The following is a 15,391-nucleotide window of genomic DNA, read 5'->3' as shown; positions in this document are numbered from 1 at the left end:
AAGGCGTCAGGCCCTGTCGAGGTGGCCGAGGTCGCGGCCGGGCTCGATCCGGTCGCGCACCCGCTGCTTGAGGGTCTTGATGTCGGGAAATCCGCCGTCGCGCTTGCGCTCCCAGACCAGGGCTCCGTCGCAGGTGATCGCGAAGGCGCCGCCGGTCCCGGGGATCAGCGCCACCTCGCCGAGAGCGTCGCGGAAGGTCGAGAGCAGCTCCTGCGCCATCCAGCCGGCCCGCAGCAGCCAGTTGCACTGGGTGCAGTAGGTGATCGCGATGCGGGGTTTCTCGGCGTCCGGACGGGGGGCGGTGTCGCTCATCGTGAACGGACTCCGCCTCCGATCCCCCCGCTTGTCAACCGTATTGGCTCCAGGAAGCCCGGTCTCCGCCCGTGCTCACGCGAGCTGGCGCAGCACGGCGAGGCTCACGGCGACGCCAGCGATGCCGGCCAGGACCGACACCGCGACGTAGGCGAGCGCCGCCCCGTGGGCGCCGCGCTCCCACAGCAGGAAGGCCTCGAGCGAGAAGGTCGAGAAGGTGGTGAAGCCGCCGAGGATCCCGGTGGTCAGGAACAGCCGCAGGGCCTGCGGGCCCCCGCCCCGCGCCGCGAACCAGCCGGTGAGCACCCCCATCATCACCGAGCCCGCGATGTTGATCAGCATCGTGCCGAACGGGAAGCTGCTGCCGGCCCGCGCCGCCCACAGGTTGACGCCGTGGCGCAGCGCCCCGCCGAGGCCGGCCCCGAGGAAGACCACCAGATAGCTCACCGTACGCCGTCTCCGTTCACCCCCGCGGCTTCTGGCACGCGCCGTCGGGCGGGACGACGACGCCGCGTGCAACCGTGGCCCGCGCGCCGCACCGGGATCCATCCGGTGCAGGCACATCGCGCTCCGTCAGGGGTGCGGCACTCCCTGCATCGTCGAGTGGCCGTCCCATCCCGGCCGCGCGGCCGGCGGCCCTTCGTCTCAACCTCCGAACCGCTCCCGCCACGCGCCTTGCGCTCCCGCCACCGGCAGGGCGCTCGCGTGGTACACCCCGAGGGCGACCGCCCGCGCCAGAACCCGCGCCGCGGCATCACCCAGCCGTGCCAGATCCCCGACCGGGTCGGCGAGGGGCACGGCGCCGGTGGCGGCGGCGAAGACGAGGTCGCCGTCGAGGGGCGTGTGGGCCGGCACGATCGCCCGGGCGAGGCCGTCCTGCGCGGTCACGGCGAGGCGGCGGGCCTCGGCCTTGGTCAGCCGGGCATCCGTCGCGACCACGGCGATCGTGGTGTTGGCGCCCGGCATCGGCTTTCGCGGCCAGGCGAAGGCGTCGGGCGGGATCGTCGGCGCGGGGCCGAGGCCCCCGAACTCGGCGCCCTCCTCGAACGGGCCGGCCCAGAAATGCGGTCCGTCCCCGACCGTGACCCGCCCGAGCGCGTTCACCGCCACGAGCGCGGCGACGCGGGCGCCGGTGCCCTCGACCGCCGCGGAGGCGCTGCCCAGCCCGCCCTTGAGGTTGGCGGTCCGCGCCCCGAGCCCGGCCCCGACCGAGCCCATCGCCACCGGATCGGCGGCGGCGGCGGCGGCCGCGGCGTAGCCGAGGTCGCGGTAGGGGGAGAAGCGGCCCCATGCCTTGTCGCCGCCGTTGAGGAGGTCGAACAGGATCGCCGCCGGCACGATCGGCACCCGCGCCGGGCCGACCGCGAAGCCGCGGCCGGTCTCGGCGAGCCAGGCGACGACGCCGGAGGCGGCATCCAGCCCGAAGACCGAGCCGCCGGAGAGCACCAGGGCATCGACGCCCGCCACCGTGCGCTCGGGGTCGAGGAGGTCGGTCTCCCGGGTGCCCGGCCCGCCGCCGCGGATGTCGACCGCGGCGACCGTGGGGGAATCGAAGACGATCGCGGTGACGCCGGAGAGCGCGCGGGCATCCGCGGCGTGGCCGACGCGGATGCCCGCGATGTCCGTGAGGCTGCCGCTCACCGCGGCTCGGCCCGGCGCACCAGGTCGGCGACCGCGGCTTCCTCGGCCGCCGAGAGCGCCCGGGGCGGGGTCGGCTTGCGGCGGCGGGCGGCGCCCCAGAGGGCGAGGCCGCCGAGGCCGACCACCATCACCGGCGTCAGCCAGAGCAGGGCGGTGTGCCAGGCGAGCACCGGGCGCAGCAGCACGAACTCGCCGTAGCGCTGCACCACGTAATCGACCACCGCGCCGTCGCTGTCGCCCTGGCGCAGGCGCTCGCGCACGATCAGCCGCAGGTCGCGGGCGAGCGGCGCGTCGGAATCGTCGATCGACTGGTTCTGGCAGACGAGGCAGCGCAGGCCGGACGAGATCGACCGGGCCCGCGATTCCAGGCCCGGATCCTTCATCACCTCCTCGGGCTGCACCGCGCCGGCGGCGACCGGCAGGAGCAGCGCCAGGGCGAGAAGGGCGGAGCGCAGGGGGAGGCGGACGGCGCGCATCGGGGCTCCTGATTCTCCTACTCGGCCGGAACCGAGTGGGGCGGCACCGGGCCGGCGGCGTCGCGGACGGCCGGCTTCAGCGCCGGGGCGCCGACGCGGAAGCGCCGGTCGGTGAGGGAGAGGCCGCCGCCGAGCGCCATCACCACGGCGCCGAGCCAGATCATCAGCACCAGCGGCTTGTAGTACAGGCGGATGCCGACGCGGCCGTCGGCCCCGGTCTCGCCGACGCTGGCATAGACCTGGCTCACGCCGACGGTGAGGAGGCCCGCCTCGCTCACCGACATGTTGCGCGAGGCGTAGAAGCGCTTGCCGGGCTCCAGCACGCCGACCGGCGCGCCGCCCTCGCGGATGGTCAGGTGGGCGACGGTCTCGGTGTAGTTCGGCCCGGTCCGGGGCAGCACGCCCTCGAGCACCGCGACGTAGGGGCCGGCGCGCAGCTCGCCCCCGCGCTGCACGGTGGCGAGCGATTCGACGCTCCAGGCCTGGGCCGCGATCCCGATCACCGTGACGCCGACGCCGGCATGGGCCAGCGCCGTGCCCCAGGCCGAGCGCGGCAGGCCGGCGGCCCGGCGCAGCGACAGGCCGACCGTCTTGCCCCGCGCCCGGGTGACGATCTCGAGGGCGGCGCCGACGATCAGGTAGGCGCCGAGCCCGATGCCGAGCGGCGCCCCCACCGGGCCGCCCCAGGTGACGGCGATCGCCGCGAGCGTGACGGCGAGCGCGAGCCCGAAGCCGACGAACAGCCGCTGGCTCGCGGCCGCGAGGTCGCCGCGCTTCCACGCGAGCGTCTGGCCGAACGGCACCACGAGGAGCAGCGGCACCGCGAGCGGCACGAAGGTCAGGTTGAAGAACGGCGCCCCGACCGAGATCTTCTCGCCCGTCAGCGATTCCAGCGCCAGGGGATAGAGCGTGCCGACCAGCACCGTGGCGCAGGCCGCCGACAGGAACAGGTTGTTCATCACGAGCGCGCCCTCGCGCGAGATCGGCGCGAACAGGCCGCCCTGGCGCAAGGTCGGCGCGCGCCAGGCGTAGAGCGCCAGCGAGCCGCCGATGAAGACGACCAGGATCCCGAGGATGAAGGTGCCGCGGGTGGGATCGGTGGCGAAGGTATGGACCGAGGTGAGGACGCCCGAGCGCACCAGGAAGGTGCCGAGCAGCGACAGCGAGAAGGTCAGGATGGCGAGCAGCACCGTCCAGACCTTGAGCGCATCGCGCTTCTCCATCACGACGGTGGAGTGGACGAGCGCCGTGCCGGCGAGCCAGGGCATCAGCGAGGCGTTCTCGACCGGGTCCCAGAACCACCAGCCGCCCCAGCCGAGCTCGTAGTACGCCCAGTACGACCCCATGGCGATGCCGACGGTGAGGAAGCACCAGGCCGCGAGCGTCCAGGGCCGCACGGCGCGGGCCCAGGCGGCGTCGATCCGGCCCTCGATCAGGGCCGCGATGGCGAAGGCGAAGGTGATCGAGAACCCGACATAGCCGAGATAGAGCAGCGGCGGATGGATCGCGAGGCCGGGATCCTGGAGCAGCGGGTTGAGGTCGCGGCCCTCGACCGGGGCCGGGTTGAGCCGGGCGAACGGGTTCGAGGTGACGAGGATGAAGAGCAGGAACACCGCGGTGATCGCGGCCTGGACGCCCAGCGTGTTGGCCCGCAGGGTCGGCGGCACCGCGTTGCGGGCGAGCGCCACCACGGCGCCGAACAGCGCCAGGATCAGCACCCAGAGCAGCATCGAGCCCTCGTGGTTCCCCCAGACGCCGGAGATCTTGTAGATCAGCGGCTTCATCGAGTGCGAGTTCTCGACGACGTTCTGGACCGAGAAGTCCGAGGTCACGTGGGCGTAGGTCAGGGCCGCGAACGCGAAGGCGATGCACGCGAAGGTGGCGAGCGCCGCCGGCACGCTCACGCTGCGCAGGACCGGGTCGCCCGTGCGGCTCGCCCAGACCGGCATCACCATCTGCGTCAGCGACAGGGCGAGCGCCAGGGCGAGGGCGTAGTGACCAACCTCGATCAGCACCGGGGCGACCTTTCGGTAAGCGTTTTATCCATCGGGACGGGAGATCGGTCGACGGCTCTCCCGGTCCGGCGTCCTGCCATGGCGGAGCGCGGGCGTCACCTTAGTCCGCTTCCGGCGTCGAGCCGCCAAGACCTTCCGCCGCAGACCTTCCGCCGCAGACCTTCCGCCGCGGACGTCGTGCCGCAGACCTGCCGCCGCATGCGGCGGTCTTACTGGGTGGCGGTGCGCGAGACCGGGCCGGATTGCCCCTTCGCCGCCGCGGCGCCGCCCTCCTGCCAGCGCCCCTGCGCCTTGAGGGCGTCGGCGACCTCGCGCGGCATGTAGGTCTCGTCGTGCTTGGCGAGCACGGTGTCGGCCCGGAAGGACCCGTCGGCCTGCAGCACGCCCTCGGTCACCACGCCCTGGCCCTCGCGGAACAGGTCGGGCAGCAGGCCGCGGTAGCGCACCGCCACCGTCGAGCCAGTATCGGTGACGGCGAACTCCACGTGCCCGTCGGCCTCGCGCTTGAGCGAGCCGGCCTCGACCAGCCCGCCGAGGCGGAAGCGGGTGCCGGGCGCGACCTTCTGGCTCGCCACCTCGGTGGGGGAGCGGAAGAACACGATGGTGTCGCGCATCGCCGTGAGGACGAGGCCGAGGGCCGCCGCCAGCACGGCGCCGCAGACGAGGATGAGGACGGAACGGCGGCGCCGGCGCGTCATGGTCGGGGCCTCAACGCCGGCGGAGGGGGAGGGGGGCGGCGAGGGTCATGCGGGGCGTCTCCCGGGGGGCCGGCGTGGGGCGGCCGGCTCTGTCGGTGTGTTGTGCACCGGCCGGGCTCGCGTGGCGAGGCGGGAAAAAGGCGGGGTCCGCCGGCGGGATGATTGTCGGACGCGCGTCCTCGAAGGGCTCGCGCCTGAACCCTCCCCCTTCTGCGGGGGAGGGAGGGTTCAAGCGCCCTGCCGTCGCGCCGATCACGGCGCCGCCTTCCCGGTGCCCAATCCCATCTCCCGCGCCGTCTCCTCCACCGGGGCGAGCTTGCCCGGATCGGTCCCGAGCGCCGCGCGCGCCTGGGCCAGGGTCGCTTCCGCCTTCGGCCGGTCGCCCAGCACCCCGTAGGAGCGCACCAGCCGGGCCCATTCCTCCGGCGAGCCGCCCTTCTCGGCTAGTCGCTGGGCCAGCCCCTCGACCATGCCGCGGATCATCCCGCGCTGCTCCTCGCTCATGCCGGGATTCGCGGCAGGCGCCGACCCGGCGGCCGCCGGGGCGGTGCCGTCGAGGCGGGCGAGGCTCTCGCGCACCAGCGGCAGCCAGGGCGCCTCGGGCGGCGCGCCCGCTTCCATCGCCGCGTAGCGGCTGCGGGCCCGGGCCCGGTCGCCGTCCTGCTCGGCGGCGCGGGCGAGGTAGAATTGCGGCTTGACCGCCTTGGGATCCTGGCGGAGCGCCCGCTCGAAGGCGTCGCGGGCCTTCGAGGAGACGACGCCGTCGCCCGCCGCCACCAGGGCCTCGCCGTAATCGGCGAGCCGGCTCGCGTCGTCGCCGAGGATCCGGAGCGAATTCTCGTAGGCCTTGATCGCGTCCTCGACGCGCCCGACGCGGAGATAGACCGGGGCCAGCACCGCCCAGCCGCGGCCGTCCTCCGGCGCCTTGGCGAGGTGGGCCTCGATCTGCGCCACCGCCGCCGCGAGGTCGTTGCCGGCCGACCTGGCATGGGCCAGGCGCTCGGCCTGGGGCTGGGCGGGCAGGTCGGGCGAGCCGTACAGGCCGTAGACGAGGAGCGCGACGAGCGGCACCGTCGAGAGGGCGAAGGCCGAGGCCGCGCGGCGCCGGCGCAGGGCCGGCTCGCCGACCGCGCCCGGGCTCCGGCCGGGATCGCGGCTCGCCCGCAAGAGGCGGCGCGCGGCCTCGGCCCGGGCGGCCTCCGCCTCGGGTGCCGCCAGCAGCCCGCGGGCGGCGTCGCGGTCGATCTCGCGCAACTGGTCGCGGTAGAAGCCGGTCTCGGTGGCGATCCGCGCCTCGCCCTCCGGCAGGGCCGCGAAGGCGGGGCGGCGCGACATCGGCCAGAGCAGGGCGAGCACCGCCAGGCCGGTCATGAGCGCGAAGATGAACCAGATCGCCGTCATGCCACTTCTGTATCCCCCGGCCCCGGGAGACACGATTCTCGGCCGTGGCGACACGGTGTCACGTACGGGCAATCCCCGAAGGGATCGCCCCCGCCCTCAGCGCGGCGCCACCGGCCAGAACAGGCTGATGAGCAGCGTGCCGACGACGATCACCATGATGGAGAGCGGCAGGCCGAGGCGGGCGTAGTCGCCGAAGCGGTAGCCGCCCGGGCCCATCACCAGGGTGTTGCACTGGTGGCCGATCGGGGTGAGGAAGTCGCAGGCCGCGCCGACCGACACCGCCATCAGGAACGGGTCGGGGTTGAGCCCGAGCTTCTGGGCGAGGCTCGCGCCGATCGGCCCCATCACCAGCACCGTCGCGGCGTTGTTGAGGAACGGCGTCACCGCCATGGCGGCGATCAGCAGGAGCCCGATCGACAGCATCGGCGGCACCGAGTGCATCGCGTTCGAGAGCGCGCCGGCGATCAGGTCGGTGCCGCCGGTGGCCCGCACCGCGTCGCTCACCGGGATCAGGGCGCCGAGCAGCACGATCACCGGCCACTCGATGGTCTCGTAGGCCTCGTGCATGGTCATCACGCGCAGGCACAGGAGCAGCACCGCGGCGCCGAAGAACGCCATCGCCACCGGCACGAGGTGGAGGGCGACCAGCGCCATCGCGCCGGCCAGAACCACGATCGGGATGTAGCTGCGGCGGCTGTGGCCGAGCGCCAGCTTGCGCTCGGCGAGGGGCAGGAGGCCGAACTCGGAGAGCATGTCGGCCAGGCGCTCGGGCGGGGCGCGCAGGACCACCACGTCGCCGGCGCGCAGGCGCACGCTGCCGATGCGCCGAGTGATCGCCGCGCCCGAACGGCTCACCGCGAGGAGCGCGGTGCCGTGGCGGGCCGCGAGGTCGGCGCCCGCGGCGGTGGTGCCGACGAGCGCCGAGCCGTCCGGGATCACCGCCTCGATCACCGCGACCTCCTCCCCGGCGGCCTGCGCGCCGACGAGGACGAGCTTGGCCCGCGCCACCAGGCGCTCGAGATCCTCCGGCTCGCCGTCGAGGAGCAGGACGTCGCCGGCGGAAAGCCGCCAGTCCGGCCCCGGCACGAAGCGGCGGAAGCGCTCGCGGATCACGGTCGCCACCGTCACGTCGCCGTCGCCGAGCGCCTCCAGCTCGCCCACGGTGGCGCCGACGAGGGGCGACTCCGCCGGCAGGCAGGCCTCGGTGGTGTAGGCCTCGATCCGGAACGAGGCGGCGAGCGAGCCTCCCGGGCGCCGGTCCCTGGGCAGCAGCCGGTAGCCGACCGACAGGAAGGCGAGGCCCGCGACCGCGAGGCCGAGGCCGACGGGGGTGAAGTCGAACATCCCGAACGGCTCGCCGACGACGTCGGCCCGCACCTTCGCGACGATGATGTTGTTCGACGAGCCGACCAGCGTGACGAGGCCGCCGATCAGCGAGGCGAAGGACATCGGCATCAGGAGCAGCGAGGCCGAGGTGCCGGTCTTGCGCCCGAGCTGCAACGCCACCGGCATGAAGATCGCGAGGGCGCCGATGTTCTTGGTGACGATCGACAGACCCATCACCGCGCCGGCCAGCGCCGGCACCTGCTGCCGGGGTTTTCGCAGATAGGGCAGGAGCGGGCGCATCGCGCTCTCGACGACGCCGGAGCGGGACACGGCCGCGGAAATCACCAGCGCGCTCGCCACGATGATCACCACGTCGTCGGCGAAGCCGTCGAACGCCTTCGACGCCGGCACCAGCCCGAGCGCCACGGCGGCGACGAGGGAGAGAAGGGCCACGAGATCGTAGGGCAGCCGGCCCCAGATGAAGAGCAGAACGGTGACCCCGATGAGGCCGAAGGCGAGGCCCTGGTCGAGGGTCATGCGCGGGGGCTCCGGCAAAGGCTCCGGCTAAGGCTCCGGACGGACGGTTGAGGGCGTGTCATGCCGGGGCGGTGATCCTGATGCGGGGTGCAGGGCCTCCTTAGATTGGGTGGAGCGCGGCGGCGCCCAGGGCGGGATCGCTCGAGAGTTCGCCGAGCGGCGCCGATCGGCCGCCGATCGTGCCGGGCTGGCTGGCCGGTGCGAGGGTCCGACGGGACGCTCCCCCACCGGCCGCGACATGCGTCGCTCACCCGATGCCTGGACGCGGAATGCGGTCTCGACAGGGGCTGGAACGAGAGCCGGGAAGCCGGTGCCGGTCACACGACATCCGCCTGGTTGCTTCGCCGTGCGGATTTCGGCTCCGCGCAAGCGTGGGCAGCCATCGGCTCCACCGCGCGGGCTCGTGATACCGGCTCCGGACGGCCTCGTCCGGAGCCGGTATCAGGGGTGGCGATGGCCTACCGAATCTCGTGCCACGGTTCCTCTCTCAAGGCCCGCTCGAACACCACCACGCTGTCGTAGAACGAGATGGAGTTCGTCAGGCGACAGAAGTCCGAGACCGGGATTTTCCCTGGCTCCCTGAGCGTCGGCGGTGTTCCGAGGTGCCAGAATGCGGATTGCCGCATCGTCCATTCGTGGAGTGAACGGCAGCGCTCGAACGCGAAATCCATGAAGGATTTCTGGTCCTGGCGATCGGAATATCCCCCACCCCAGAAGGCGGTGTGGGTGTCCTCGACAAGATAGATCCCAGGAACCTTCACATTATGGTAGAGATATTCGAATGTCGTGATTTGCTGATTGGCCGTATGTCCTCCATCGTCGAGAACGATATCGATCGGACCCACGCGGTTGACCAGATCTTTCAGGAATTCTGGGTCTGACTGATCGCCAATGACGATTTCGATGTCCGGTTCCTGAAACTGGAGGCATGCCGGATTGATGTCGACGCCGATGATCCGCGCCTTGTTGCCGAAATATTTTCTCCACAACTCCAGTGAGCCGCCCTCGAAAACGCCAATTTCCAAGAATACGATCTCCCTATCTCGATATTCCGAGAAATATTTCTCATAAATATCAAAGTAATGGTGCCACTTATGAACACGGCGGGAGCGAGCGTGTACATTTTGAAAAAGACGGTGGAGATCGTTTGTCACCTGCAGCTCCAGGATGCCCGCTCAACGAGTGCGATGGCACCAGGATCATGAGGCATCAGCGTCAGCGCGTAAACAGCGTCGCTGCCGGCGTGCAACAGGCACGCGGAACCGCCGCATTCCCACTCCCGACCTCTCATCCGCCGGAGCATCTTCCAACGAGGTGGATACCGGATCGTCGCAGAAAATGCGGCACAATCAAAGAATTGGGGCCGCGCCCGGTTGCGGCGCGATCCGGCGCGGCTCAAGAACCATCGCATCCGCCCCCGCCGGTGATCGTCGGGAGGCGGTCGCCAAGCCCCATGGATCGCGAGCGGGGCCGAACTCTCCTTCGCCGAATCTCTGCCGACGCTCCGGCACGTCGTCACGACCCGGGACCGCACCCGGCATCTCGGGGCGGGGATGTCGCGGTCGACCTCGACCGGTTCAGCGTCGACGTGACGGTCCTGTGTCCGATCCGGCGGAGCCCGTCGGGCGGTCGCACGTTGGTGCCCGACCGCAGGACCCGAGACCCGGCCCGAGACTCCGCCAGAGACCCCCCGCATGAGCTTCGCCTTCCTCACCCGCGCCTTCGGGCACGGCGACCCGGTCGAGGAGATCGAGGAGCCGGAGGCCGTCCCGGCCCGGGCCTCGCGCCGCGACCGGCGGGCGGGCCGCGCCGACGCGGTGGTGACCGAGGCGCTGGGCCAGAAGGTGCTGCACGCCTTCCTGCAGAACCGCCACCAGACCCTGGTGCCGCTCACCCTGAACCTGCGGGTGCTGGAGCCAGCCCAGCGCGACCTCGTGATCCAGGCGATGGCGGCGGCCTTCCTGGCGCAGGGGCGCCGCCAGGATCCGGCCCCGGTGCGCGACGCCCTCGCCCGGATCAGCGCCGCCGAGGCCGAGCGCCAGCGCCTCGACAAGGCGCTCGCCGCGCCGCTCGCGCTCGGCGACCTCCTCGACGCGATCCTGGACGCCGACCTCGGCGCCTACGCCTACGTCGCCTCGTTGCTCGCCGTCGACCAGCGCCGCAGGGTCAACCAGCTCTACCTCGCGTATCTGGCCGAGCGTCTGGGCCTGGCCGAGGACGTGGTCTCGAGCCTGCACCGGCGCTACCGGGTCTGAGACTTACGTCCTCCGCCCCGTCCGCGCGGGGCTTCTCTTGCCGCTGGCTGGCCGTTACCCTGGCGGGATCGTCGCGCCGTCGATCCCGATCCTTCTCGAGTTCCATGCCCCGCAGCCGCCCCGGCGCCCAGTCCCGCGACGAGCTGAACCCGGCCGACGGGCTTCCTCCGACCGGGCCGGGGCCCCGCGCCCGGCCGGCGCCGCCCTCCGCCGACGCGCGGCTTCTCGCCATCGCCGCCGACCACCTGCGCCGGCTCGGCCACCGGCAGGTCACCGTGGTCGGGGTCGCGGCCGAGGCGGGCATGACCCACGCCAACGTCTACCGCTACTTCCCGTCGAAGACCGCCCTCGTCGACGCCGTCGCGGGCCGCTGGCTGCGGGAGGTCGAGGCCGAGCTCGGCTCCATCGCGGACGCGCCGGACCCCGCCGACGACAAGCTCGAGCGCCTGCTGCTCGCCCTCGCCTCGATGCAGCGCGAGGTGCTGGCGCGCGATCCCCACCTCTTCGCCGTCCACCGCGACGCCACCGTCGAGTCCCGGCCGATCGCCCGGCGCCACCGCGGCCGCCTGCGCCAGCTCGTCGAGCGGGTGATCGAGGAGGGGATGAATGCCGGCACCTTCTCCCTGCGCGACCGCGAGCGCGGGCTCGCCTTCATCTTCGATACCAGCCACCGTTTCCTGCACCCGGTCTCGATCCAGCTCGACGCCGAGGTGCCCCGCGACCTGATCGAGGCCCGCCTCGGCGCGGTCATCCGGGCGATGCTGCGGATCCTGCGCATCGGAACCCTGTAGTGGCGCTTACAAACTGTCGAAATTGTAACGTTCGCTTGAGCGCCACCGCAATATATTGAAATTCAAGGCCGATTTCGATCGTGTGACGCGCCGTGAGCGGGGCCTCGGCGCTCCCGGCACGCCTCGCGCAGGGCCTTCGGGTTGTCGGCACGGGCTTTTTTCGCCAAAGAGGCACCCGCCGGCGCGGGCTCCTCGCGAGCGGACCCCGGCCCCCGACGGTTCCACCACACCGCGAAGGATCGGTTCTACATGGCACGCAAGAAGATCGCGCTCATCGGCGCTGGACAGATCGGCGGCACGCTCGCGCACCTCGCCGGCCTCAAGGAGCTGGGCGACATCGTGCTGTTCGACATCGCCGACGGCGTGCCGCAGGGCAAGGGCCTCGACATCGCCGAGTCGGCTCCGGTCGACGGCTTCGACGCCAAGTACTCGGGCGCCAGCGACTACAGCGCGATCGCCGGCGCCGACGTGGTGATCGTCACCGCCGGCGTGCCGCGCAAGCCCGGCATGAGCCGCGACGACCTGATCGGCATCAACCTGAAGGTGATGGAAGCGGTCGGCACCGGCATCAAGACCCACGCCCCGAACGCCTTCGTGATCTGCATCACCAACCCGCTCGACGCGATGGTGTGGGCGCTGCAGAAGTTCTCCGGCCTCGACCCGAAGAAGATCGTCGGCATGGCCGGCGTGCTCGACTCGGCCCGCTTCCGCCACTTCCTGGCGGAAGAGTTCCAGGTCTCGGTCGAGGACGTCACCGCCTTCGTGCTCGGCGGCCACGGCGACGACATGGTGCCGCTGGTGCGCTACTCGACGGTGGCCGGCGTGCCGCTGCCCGACCTCGTCAAGCTGGGCTGGACCACCCAGGAGAAGCTCGACGCGATGGTCGAGCGGACCCGCAAGGGCGGCGGCGAGATCGTCAACCTGCTCAAGACCGGCTCGGCCTTCTACGCGCCGGCGGCGTCGGCCATCGCGATGGCCGAGAGCTACCTCAAGGACAAGAAGCGGGTCCTGCCCTGCGCGGCCCACCTCACCGGCCAGTACGGCGTCGACGGCCTGTTCATCGGCGTGCCGATCGTGATCGGCGAGAACGGCGTCGAGCGCATCGTCGAGGTCGAGTTCTCCGGTGAGGAGAAGGCGATGTTCGAGAAGTCGGTCAATTCCGTGAAGGGCCTGGTCGAGGCCTGCAAGGGCATCAACGGCGCGCTGGCTTAAACGCCTGACACGAGCGGCGCAGGGATCTCCCCGCGCCGCCTTCCCGCGCCCCGCCTGTCATCAGAAAGCTTGTCGCCCCATGAACATCCACGAGTATCAAGCCAAGGCCGTCCTCAAGGAGTTCGGCCTGCCGGTCTCGAACGGCCGCGCCATCTTCAAGGCCTCCGAGGCCGAGGCCGCCGCCAACGAGCTCGGCGGTCCGCTCTGGGTCGTGAAGTCCCAGATCCACGCCGGCGGGCGCGGCAAGGGCAAGTTCAAGGAGGCCGAGGCCGGCGAGAAGGGCGGCGTGCGCCTCGCCAAGTCGGTCGAGGAGGTCAAGGCCTTCTCCGAGCAGATGCTCGGCCGCACCCTCGTGACGGTGCAGACCGGCGAGGCCGGCAAGCAGGTCAACCGCCTCTACATCGAGGACGGCTCGGACATCGAGACCGAGTTCTACCTGTCGATGCTCGTCGACCGCGAGACCGGCAAGGTCGCCTTCGTGGTCTCGACCGAGGGCGGCATGGACATCGAGCAGGTCGCCCACGACACGCCCGAGAAGATCATCACCTTCTCGATCGATCCGGCCACCGGCGCGCTGCCGCATCACGGCCGCGCCGTGGCGAAGGCGCTCGGCCTCACCGGCCCGCTCGCCAAGGAGGCGGAGGACCTCACCAGCAAGCTGTACAAGGCGTTCACCGCCAAGGACATGAGCATGCTGGAGATCAACCCGCTCATCGTCACCAAGGACGGGCACCTGAAGTGCCTGGACGCCAAGATCTCGTTCGATTCGAACAGCCTCTACCGTCACCCGGAGATCGTGCAGCTGCGCGACATCACCGAGGAGGATGAGAAGGAGATCGAGGCCTCGAAGTACGACCTGGCCTACATCGCGCTGGACGGCACCATCGGCTGCATGGTGAACGGCGCCGGCCTTGCCATGGCGACCCTCGACATCATCAAGCTCTACGGCGAGGAGCCGGCGAACTTCCTCGATGTGGGCGGCGGCGCCTCGGAGGAGAAGGTCACCGCGGCCTTCAAGATCATCACCGCCGACCCGAACGTGAAGGGCATCCTGGTCAACATCTTCGGCGGCATCATGAAGTGCGACGTGATCGCCAACGGGGTGATCGCGGCCGTCAAGACCGTGGGCCTCCAGGTTCCGCTGGTGGTGCGCCTCGAGGGCACCAACGTCGAGAAGGGCAAGGAGATCATCCGCTCCTCGGGCCTCAACGTGATCCCGGCCGACGACCTCGACGACGCGGCGCAGAAGATCGTCGCGGCGGTGCGCGGCGGACACTGACCTTTGATCTGGATTGCGCTCCTGACATGCATGCTGACACTCGTGCTGGTACTGGCTGGAATCCCGCTGCTGATCGGGATCCGACTGTCCGCGCGGTTCGGCTTCTATCTTGGGTGCGCAATCCTCGTCCTGATTTCCGCAGTCGCGGTGATTGCAGTCTCGGATTTGATCTACTGTTCAAATCCTCAAATCGTCGGTTGGGAAAATGAGAATTACCCAATTTACGACCGGGATTGTGGTCCAGGCGGCTTGTTCGTCCTTCTAGTTTTGATCGTGGTCGCGCCGGTCGTTGCCGCTCTCAGTGTTGTCCTGATGAAGCTGTGGCCCCGAATCGCAAAGCGCCCGCTAATCCCACGGAGTCTCTGACAGCATGTCCATCCTCATCGACAAGAACACCAAGGTCATCTGCCAGGGCTTCACCGGCAAGAACGGGACCTTCCACTCCGAGCAGGCGATCGCCTACGGCACCAAGATGGTCGGCGGCACCTCGCCGGGGAAGGGCGGCGCGACCCATCTCGGCCTGCCGGTGTTCGACACCGTGAAGGAGGCCCGTCACGCCACCGGCGCCGACGCCTCGGTGGTCTACGTGCCGCCGCCGGGCGCCGCCGACGCGATCTGCGAGGCGATCGACGCCGAGATCCCGCTGATCGTCTGCATCACGGAAGGCATCCCGGTCCTCGACATGGTGCGCGTCAAGCGCTCGCTCGAGGGCTCGAAGTCGCGCCTCATCGGCCCGAACTGCCCCGGCATCGTCACCGCCGGCGAGTCGAAGATCGGCATCATGCCGGCCAACATCTTCCGTCCGGGCTCGGTCGGCATCGTGTCGCGCTCCGGCACGCTGACCTACGAGGCGGTGTTCCAGACCACCAACGAGGGCCTCGGCCAGACCACCGCGGTCGGCATCGGCGGCGACCCGGTCAAGGGCACCGAGTTCATCGACATGCTGGAGATGTTCCTCAAGGACGACAAGACCGAGTCGATCGTGATGATCGGCGAGATCGGCGGCTCGGCCGAGGAAGAGGCGGCGCAGTTCATTCGTGACGAGGCCAAGCGCGGCCGCAAGAAGCCGATGGTCGGCTTCATCGCCGGCCGCACGGCGCCTCCCGGCCGCCGCATGGGGCACGCCGGCGCGATCATCTCGGGCGGCAAGGGCGGCGCCGAGGACAAGATCGCCGCGATGGAGGAGGCGGGCATCCGCGTCTCGCCGTCGCCGGCCCGCCTCGGCAAGACCCTGGTCGAGGTCCTGAAGGGTTGAAGCCCTTCGCCTCGCGCATGGCAGGCGTGGCGTGCGGAATTTCGGTTCCGCACCCACATCGCAAGCAAACGTCAACTCTCTTGAGTTCGTAAGACACCCTGGCGCCCGGATATCCGGGCGCCCCCACCGTCGACAAGATGCCATTCTCCCGCCGCAACCGGGCTTGAGAAGCCGGCGCATCGATCGACCAGCG

The 15,391-nt window shown here is 70.9% G+C and carries 15 protein-coding genes; 6 read left to right on the top strand and 9 right to left on the bottom strand.

Features of this window, described 5'->3' with window-relative positions; translation table 11 throughout:
• Window positions 1-6: 6 nt before the first annotated feature.
• The 9 genes from DK419_RS08525 to DK419_RS08485 all read right to left on the bottom strand — a co-directional run bounded on the left by DK419_RS08525 (window position 7) and on the right by DK419_RS08485 (window position 9,560).
• Window positions 7-312: an Rdx family protein gene (locus DK419_RS08525; RefSeq protein ID WP_109958700.1), complete on the bottom strand. Its 306-nt coding sequence runs from the start codon at window positions 310-312 to the stop codon at window positions 7-9.
• Window positions 313-387: 75 nt separating this feature from the next.
• The gene (crcB, locus tag DK419_RS08520; protein ID WP_109958699.1) at window positions 388-759 is read right to left on the bottom strand and encodes a fluoride efflux transporter CrcB; all 372 of its coding nucleotides are present in this window, start codon (window positions 757-759) and stop codon (window positions 388-390) included.
• Between the two features lie 198 nt (window positions 760-957).
• Entirely contained in the window at window positions 958-1,953 is a 996-nt protein-coding gene (locus tag DK419_RS08515; RefSeq protein ID WP_109958698.1) for a P1 family peptidase, read from the bottom strand.
• The gene (locus DK419_RS08510; protein WP_109958697.1) at window positions 1,950-2,429 is read right to left on the bottom strand and encodes a cytochrome c-type biogenesis protein; all 480 of its coding nucleotides are present in this window, start codon (window positions 2,427-2,429) and stop codon (window positions 1,950-1,952) included. Before DK419_RS08510 ends, DK419_RS08515 begins: the two co-directional genes overlap by 4 nt.
• Window positions 2,430-2,446: 17 nt before the next feature.
• Complete coding sequence (locus DK419_RS08505) at window positions 2,447-4,444, bottom strand: heme lyase CcmF/NrfE family subunit (RefSeq protein WP_109958696.1); 1,998 nt, start codon at window positions 4,442-4,444, stop codon at window positions 2,447-2,449.
• A 209-nt stretch (window positions 4,445-4,653) separates the two neighbouring features.
• Window positions 4,654-5,142 carry a cytochrome c maturation protein CcmE gene (ccmE, locus tag DK419_RS08500; protein WP_109958695.1) on the bottom strand — a complete coding sequence of 163 codons (489 nt, stop codon included), beginning with the start codon at window positions 5,140-5,142 and terminating at the stop codon, window positions 4,654-4,656.
• 252 nt (window positions 5,143-5,394) lie between these two features.
• The gene (gene ccmI, locus DK419_RS08495) at window positions 5,395-6,543 is read right to left on the bottom strand and encodes a c-type cytochrome biogenesis protein CcmI (protein WP_109958694.1); all 1,149 of its coding nucleotides are present in this window, start codon (window positions 6,541-6,543) and stop codon (window positions 5,395-5,397) included.
• A 96-nt stretch (window positions 6,544-6,639) separates the two neighbouring features.
• Entirely contained in the window at window positions 6,640-8,406 is a 1,767-nt protein-coding gene (locus tag DK419_RS08490) for an SLC13 family permease (protein WP_109958693.1), read from the bottom strand.
• 458 nt (window positions 8,407-8,864) lie between these two features.
• Window positions 8,865-9,560 carry a class I SAM-dependent methyltransferase gene (locus DK419_RS08485; RefSeq protein ID WP_162561172.1) on the bottom strand — a complete coding sequence of 232 codons (696 nt, stop codon included), beginning with the start codon at window positions 9,558-9,560 and terminating at the stop codon, window positions 8,865-8,867.
• 540 nt (window positions 9,561-10,100) lie between these two features.
• Between DK419_RS08485 and DK419_RS08480 the strand changes: the two genes are divergently transcribed.
• The 6 genes from DK419_RS08480 to sucD all read left to right on the top strand — a co-directional run bounded on the left by DK419_RS08480 (window position 10,101) and on the right by sucD (window position 15,198).
• Window positions 10,101-10,661 (top strand): DUF533 domain-containing protein, encoded by a 561-nt coding sequence (locus DK419_RS08480; RefSeq protein ID WP_109958691.1) that lies wholly within the window; start codon window positions 10,101-10,103, stop codon window positions 10,659-10,661.
• Window positions 10,662-10,765: 104 nt separating this feature from the next.
• The gene (locus DK419_RS08475; protein WP_109958690.1) at window positions 10,766-11,452 is read left to right on the top strand and encodes a TetR/AcrR family transcriptional regulator; all 687 of its coding nucleotides are present in this window, start codon (window positions 10,766-10,768) and stop codon (window positions 11,450-11,452) included.
• 249 nt (window positions 11,453-11,701) lie between these two features.
• The gene (gene mdh, locus DK419_RS08470; RefSeq protein ID WP_109958689.1) at window positions 11,702-12,664 is read left to right on the top strand and encodes a malate dehydrogenase; all 963 of its coding nucleotides are present in this window, start codon (window positions 11,702-11,704) and stop codon (window positions 12,662-12,664) included.
• Between the two features lie 79 nt (window positions 12,665-12,743).
• Window positions 12,744-13,943 carry an ADP-forming succinate--CoA ligase subunit beta gene (gene sucC, locus DK419_RS08465; RefSeq protein WP_109958688.1) on the top strand — a complete coding sequence of 400 codons (1,200 nt, stop codon included), beginning with the start codon at window positions 12,744-12,746 and terminating at the stop codon, window positions 13,941-13,943.
• Between the two features lie 30 nt (window positions 13,944-13,973).
• Entirely contained in the window at window positions 13,974-14,309 is a 336-nt protein-coding gene (locus DK419_RS28545) for a hypothetical protein (RefSeq protein WP_162561171.1), read from the top strand.
• Window positions 14,310-14,313: 4 nt separating this feature from the next.
• Window positions 14,314-15,198, top strand: a complete 885-nt coding sequence (sucD, locus tag DK419_RS08460) for a succinate--CoA ligase subunit alpha (RefSeq protein ID WP_109958687.1) — start codon at window positions 14,314-14,316, stop codon at window positions 15,196-15,198.
• Window positions 15,199-15,391 lie beyond the last annotated feature (193 nt).

This window comes from Methylobacterium terrae, assembly GCF_003173755.1.
GTDB classification, from domain to species: domain Bacteria; phylum Pseudomonadota; class Alphaproteobacteria; order Rhizobiales; family Beijerinckiaceae; genus Methylobacterium; species Methylobacterium terrae.
This window is presented reverse-complemented; position numbering and strand designations above follow the sequence as displayed.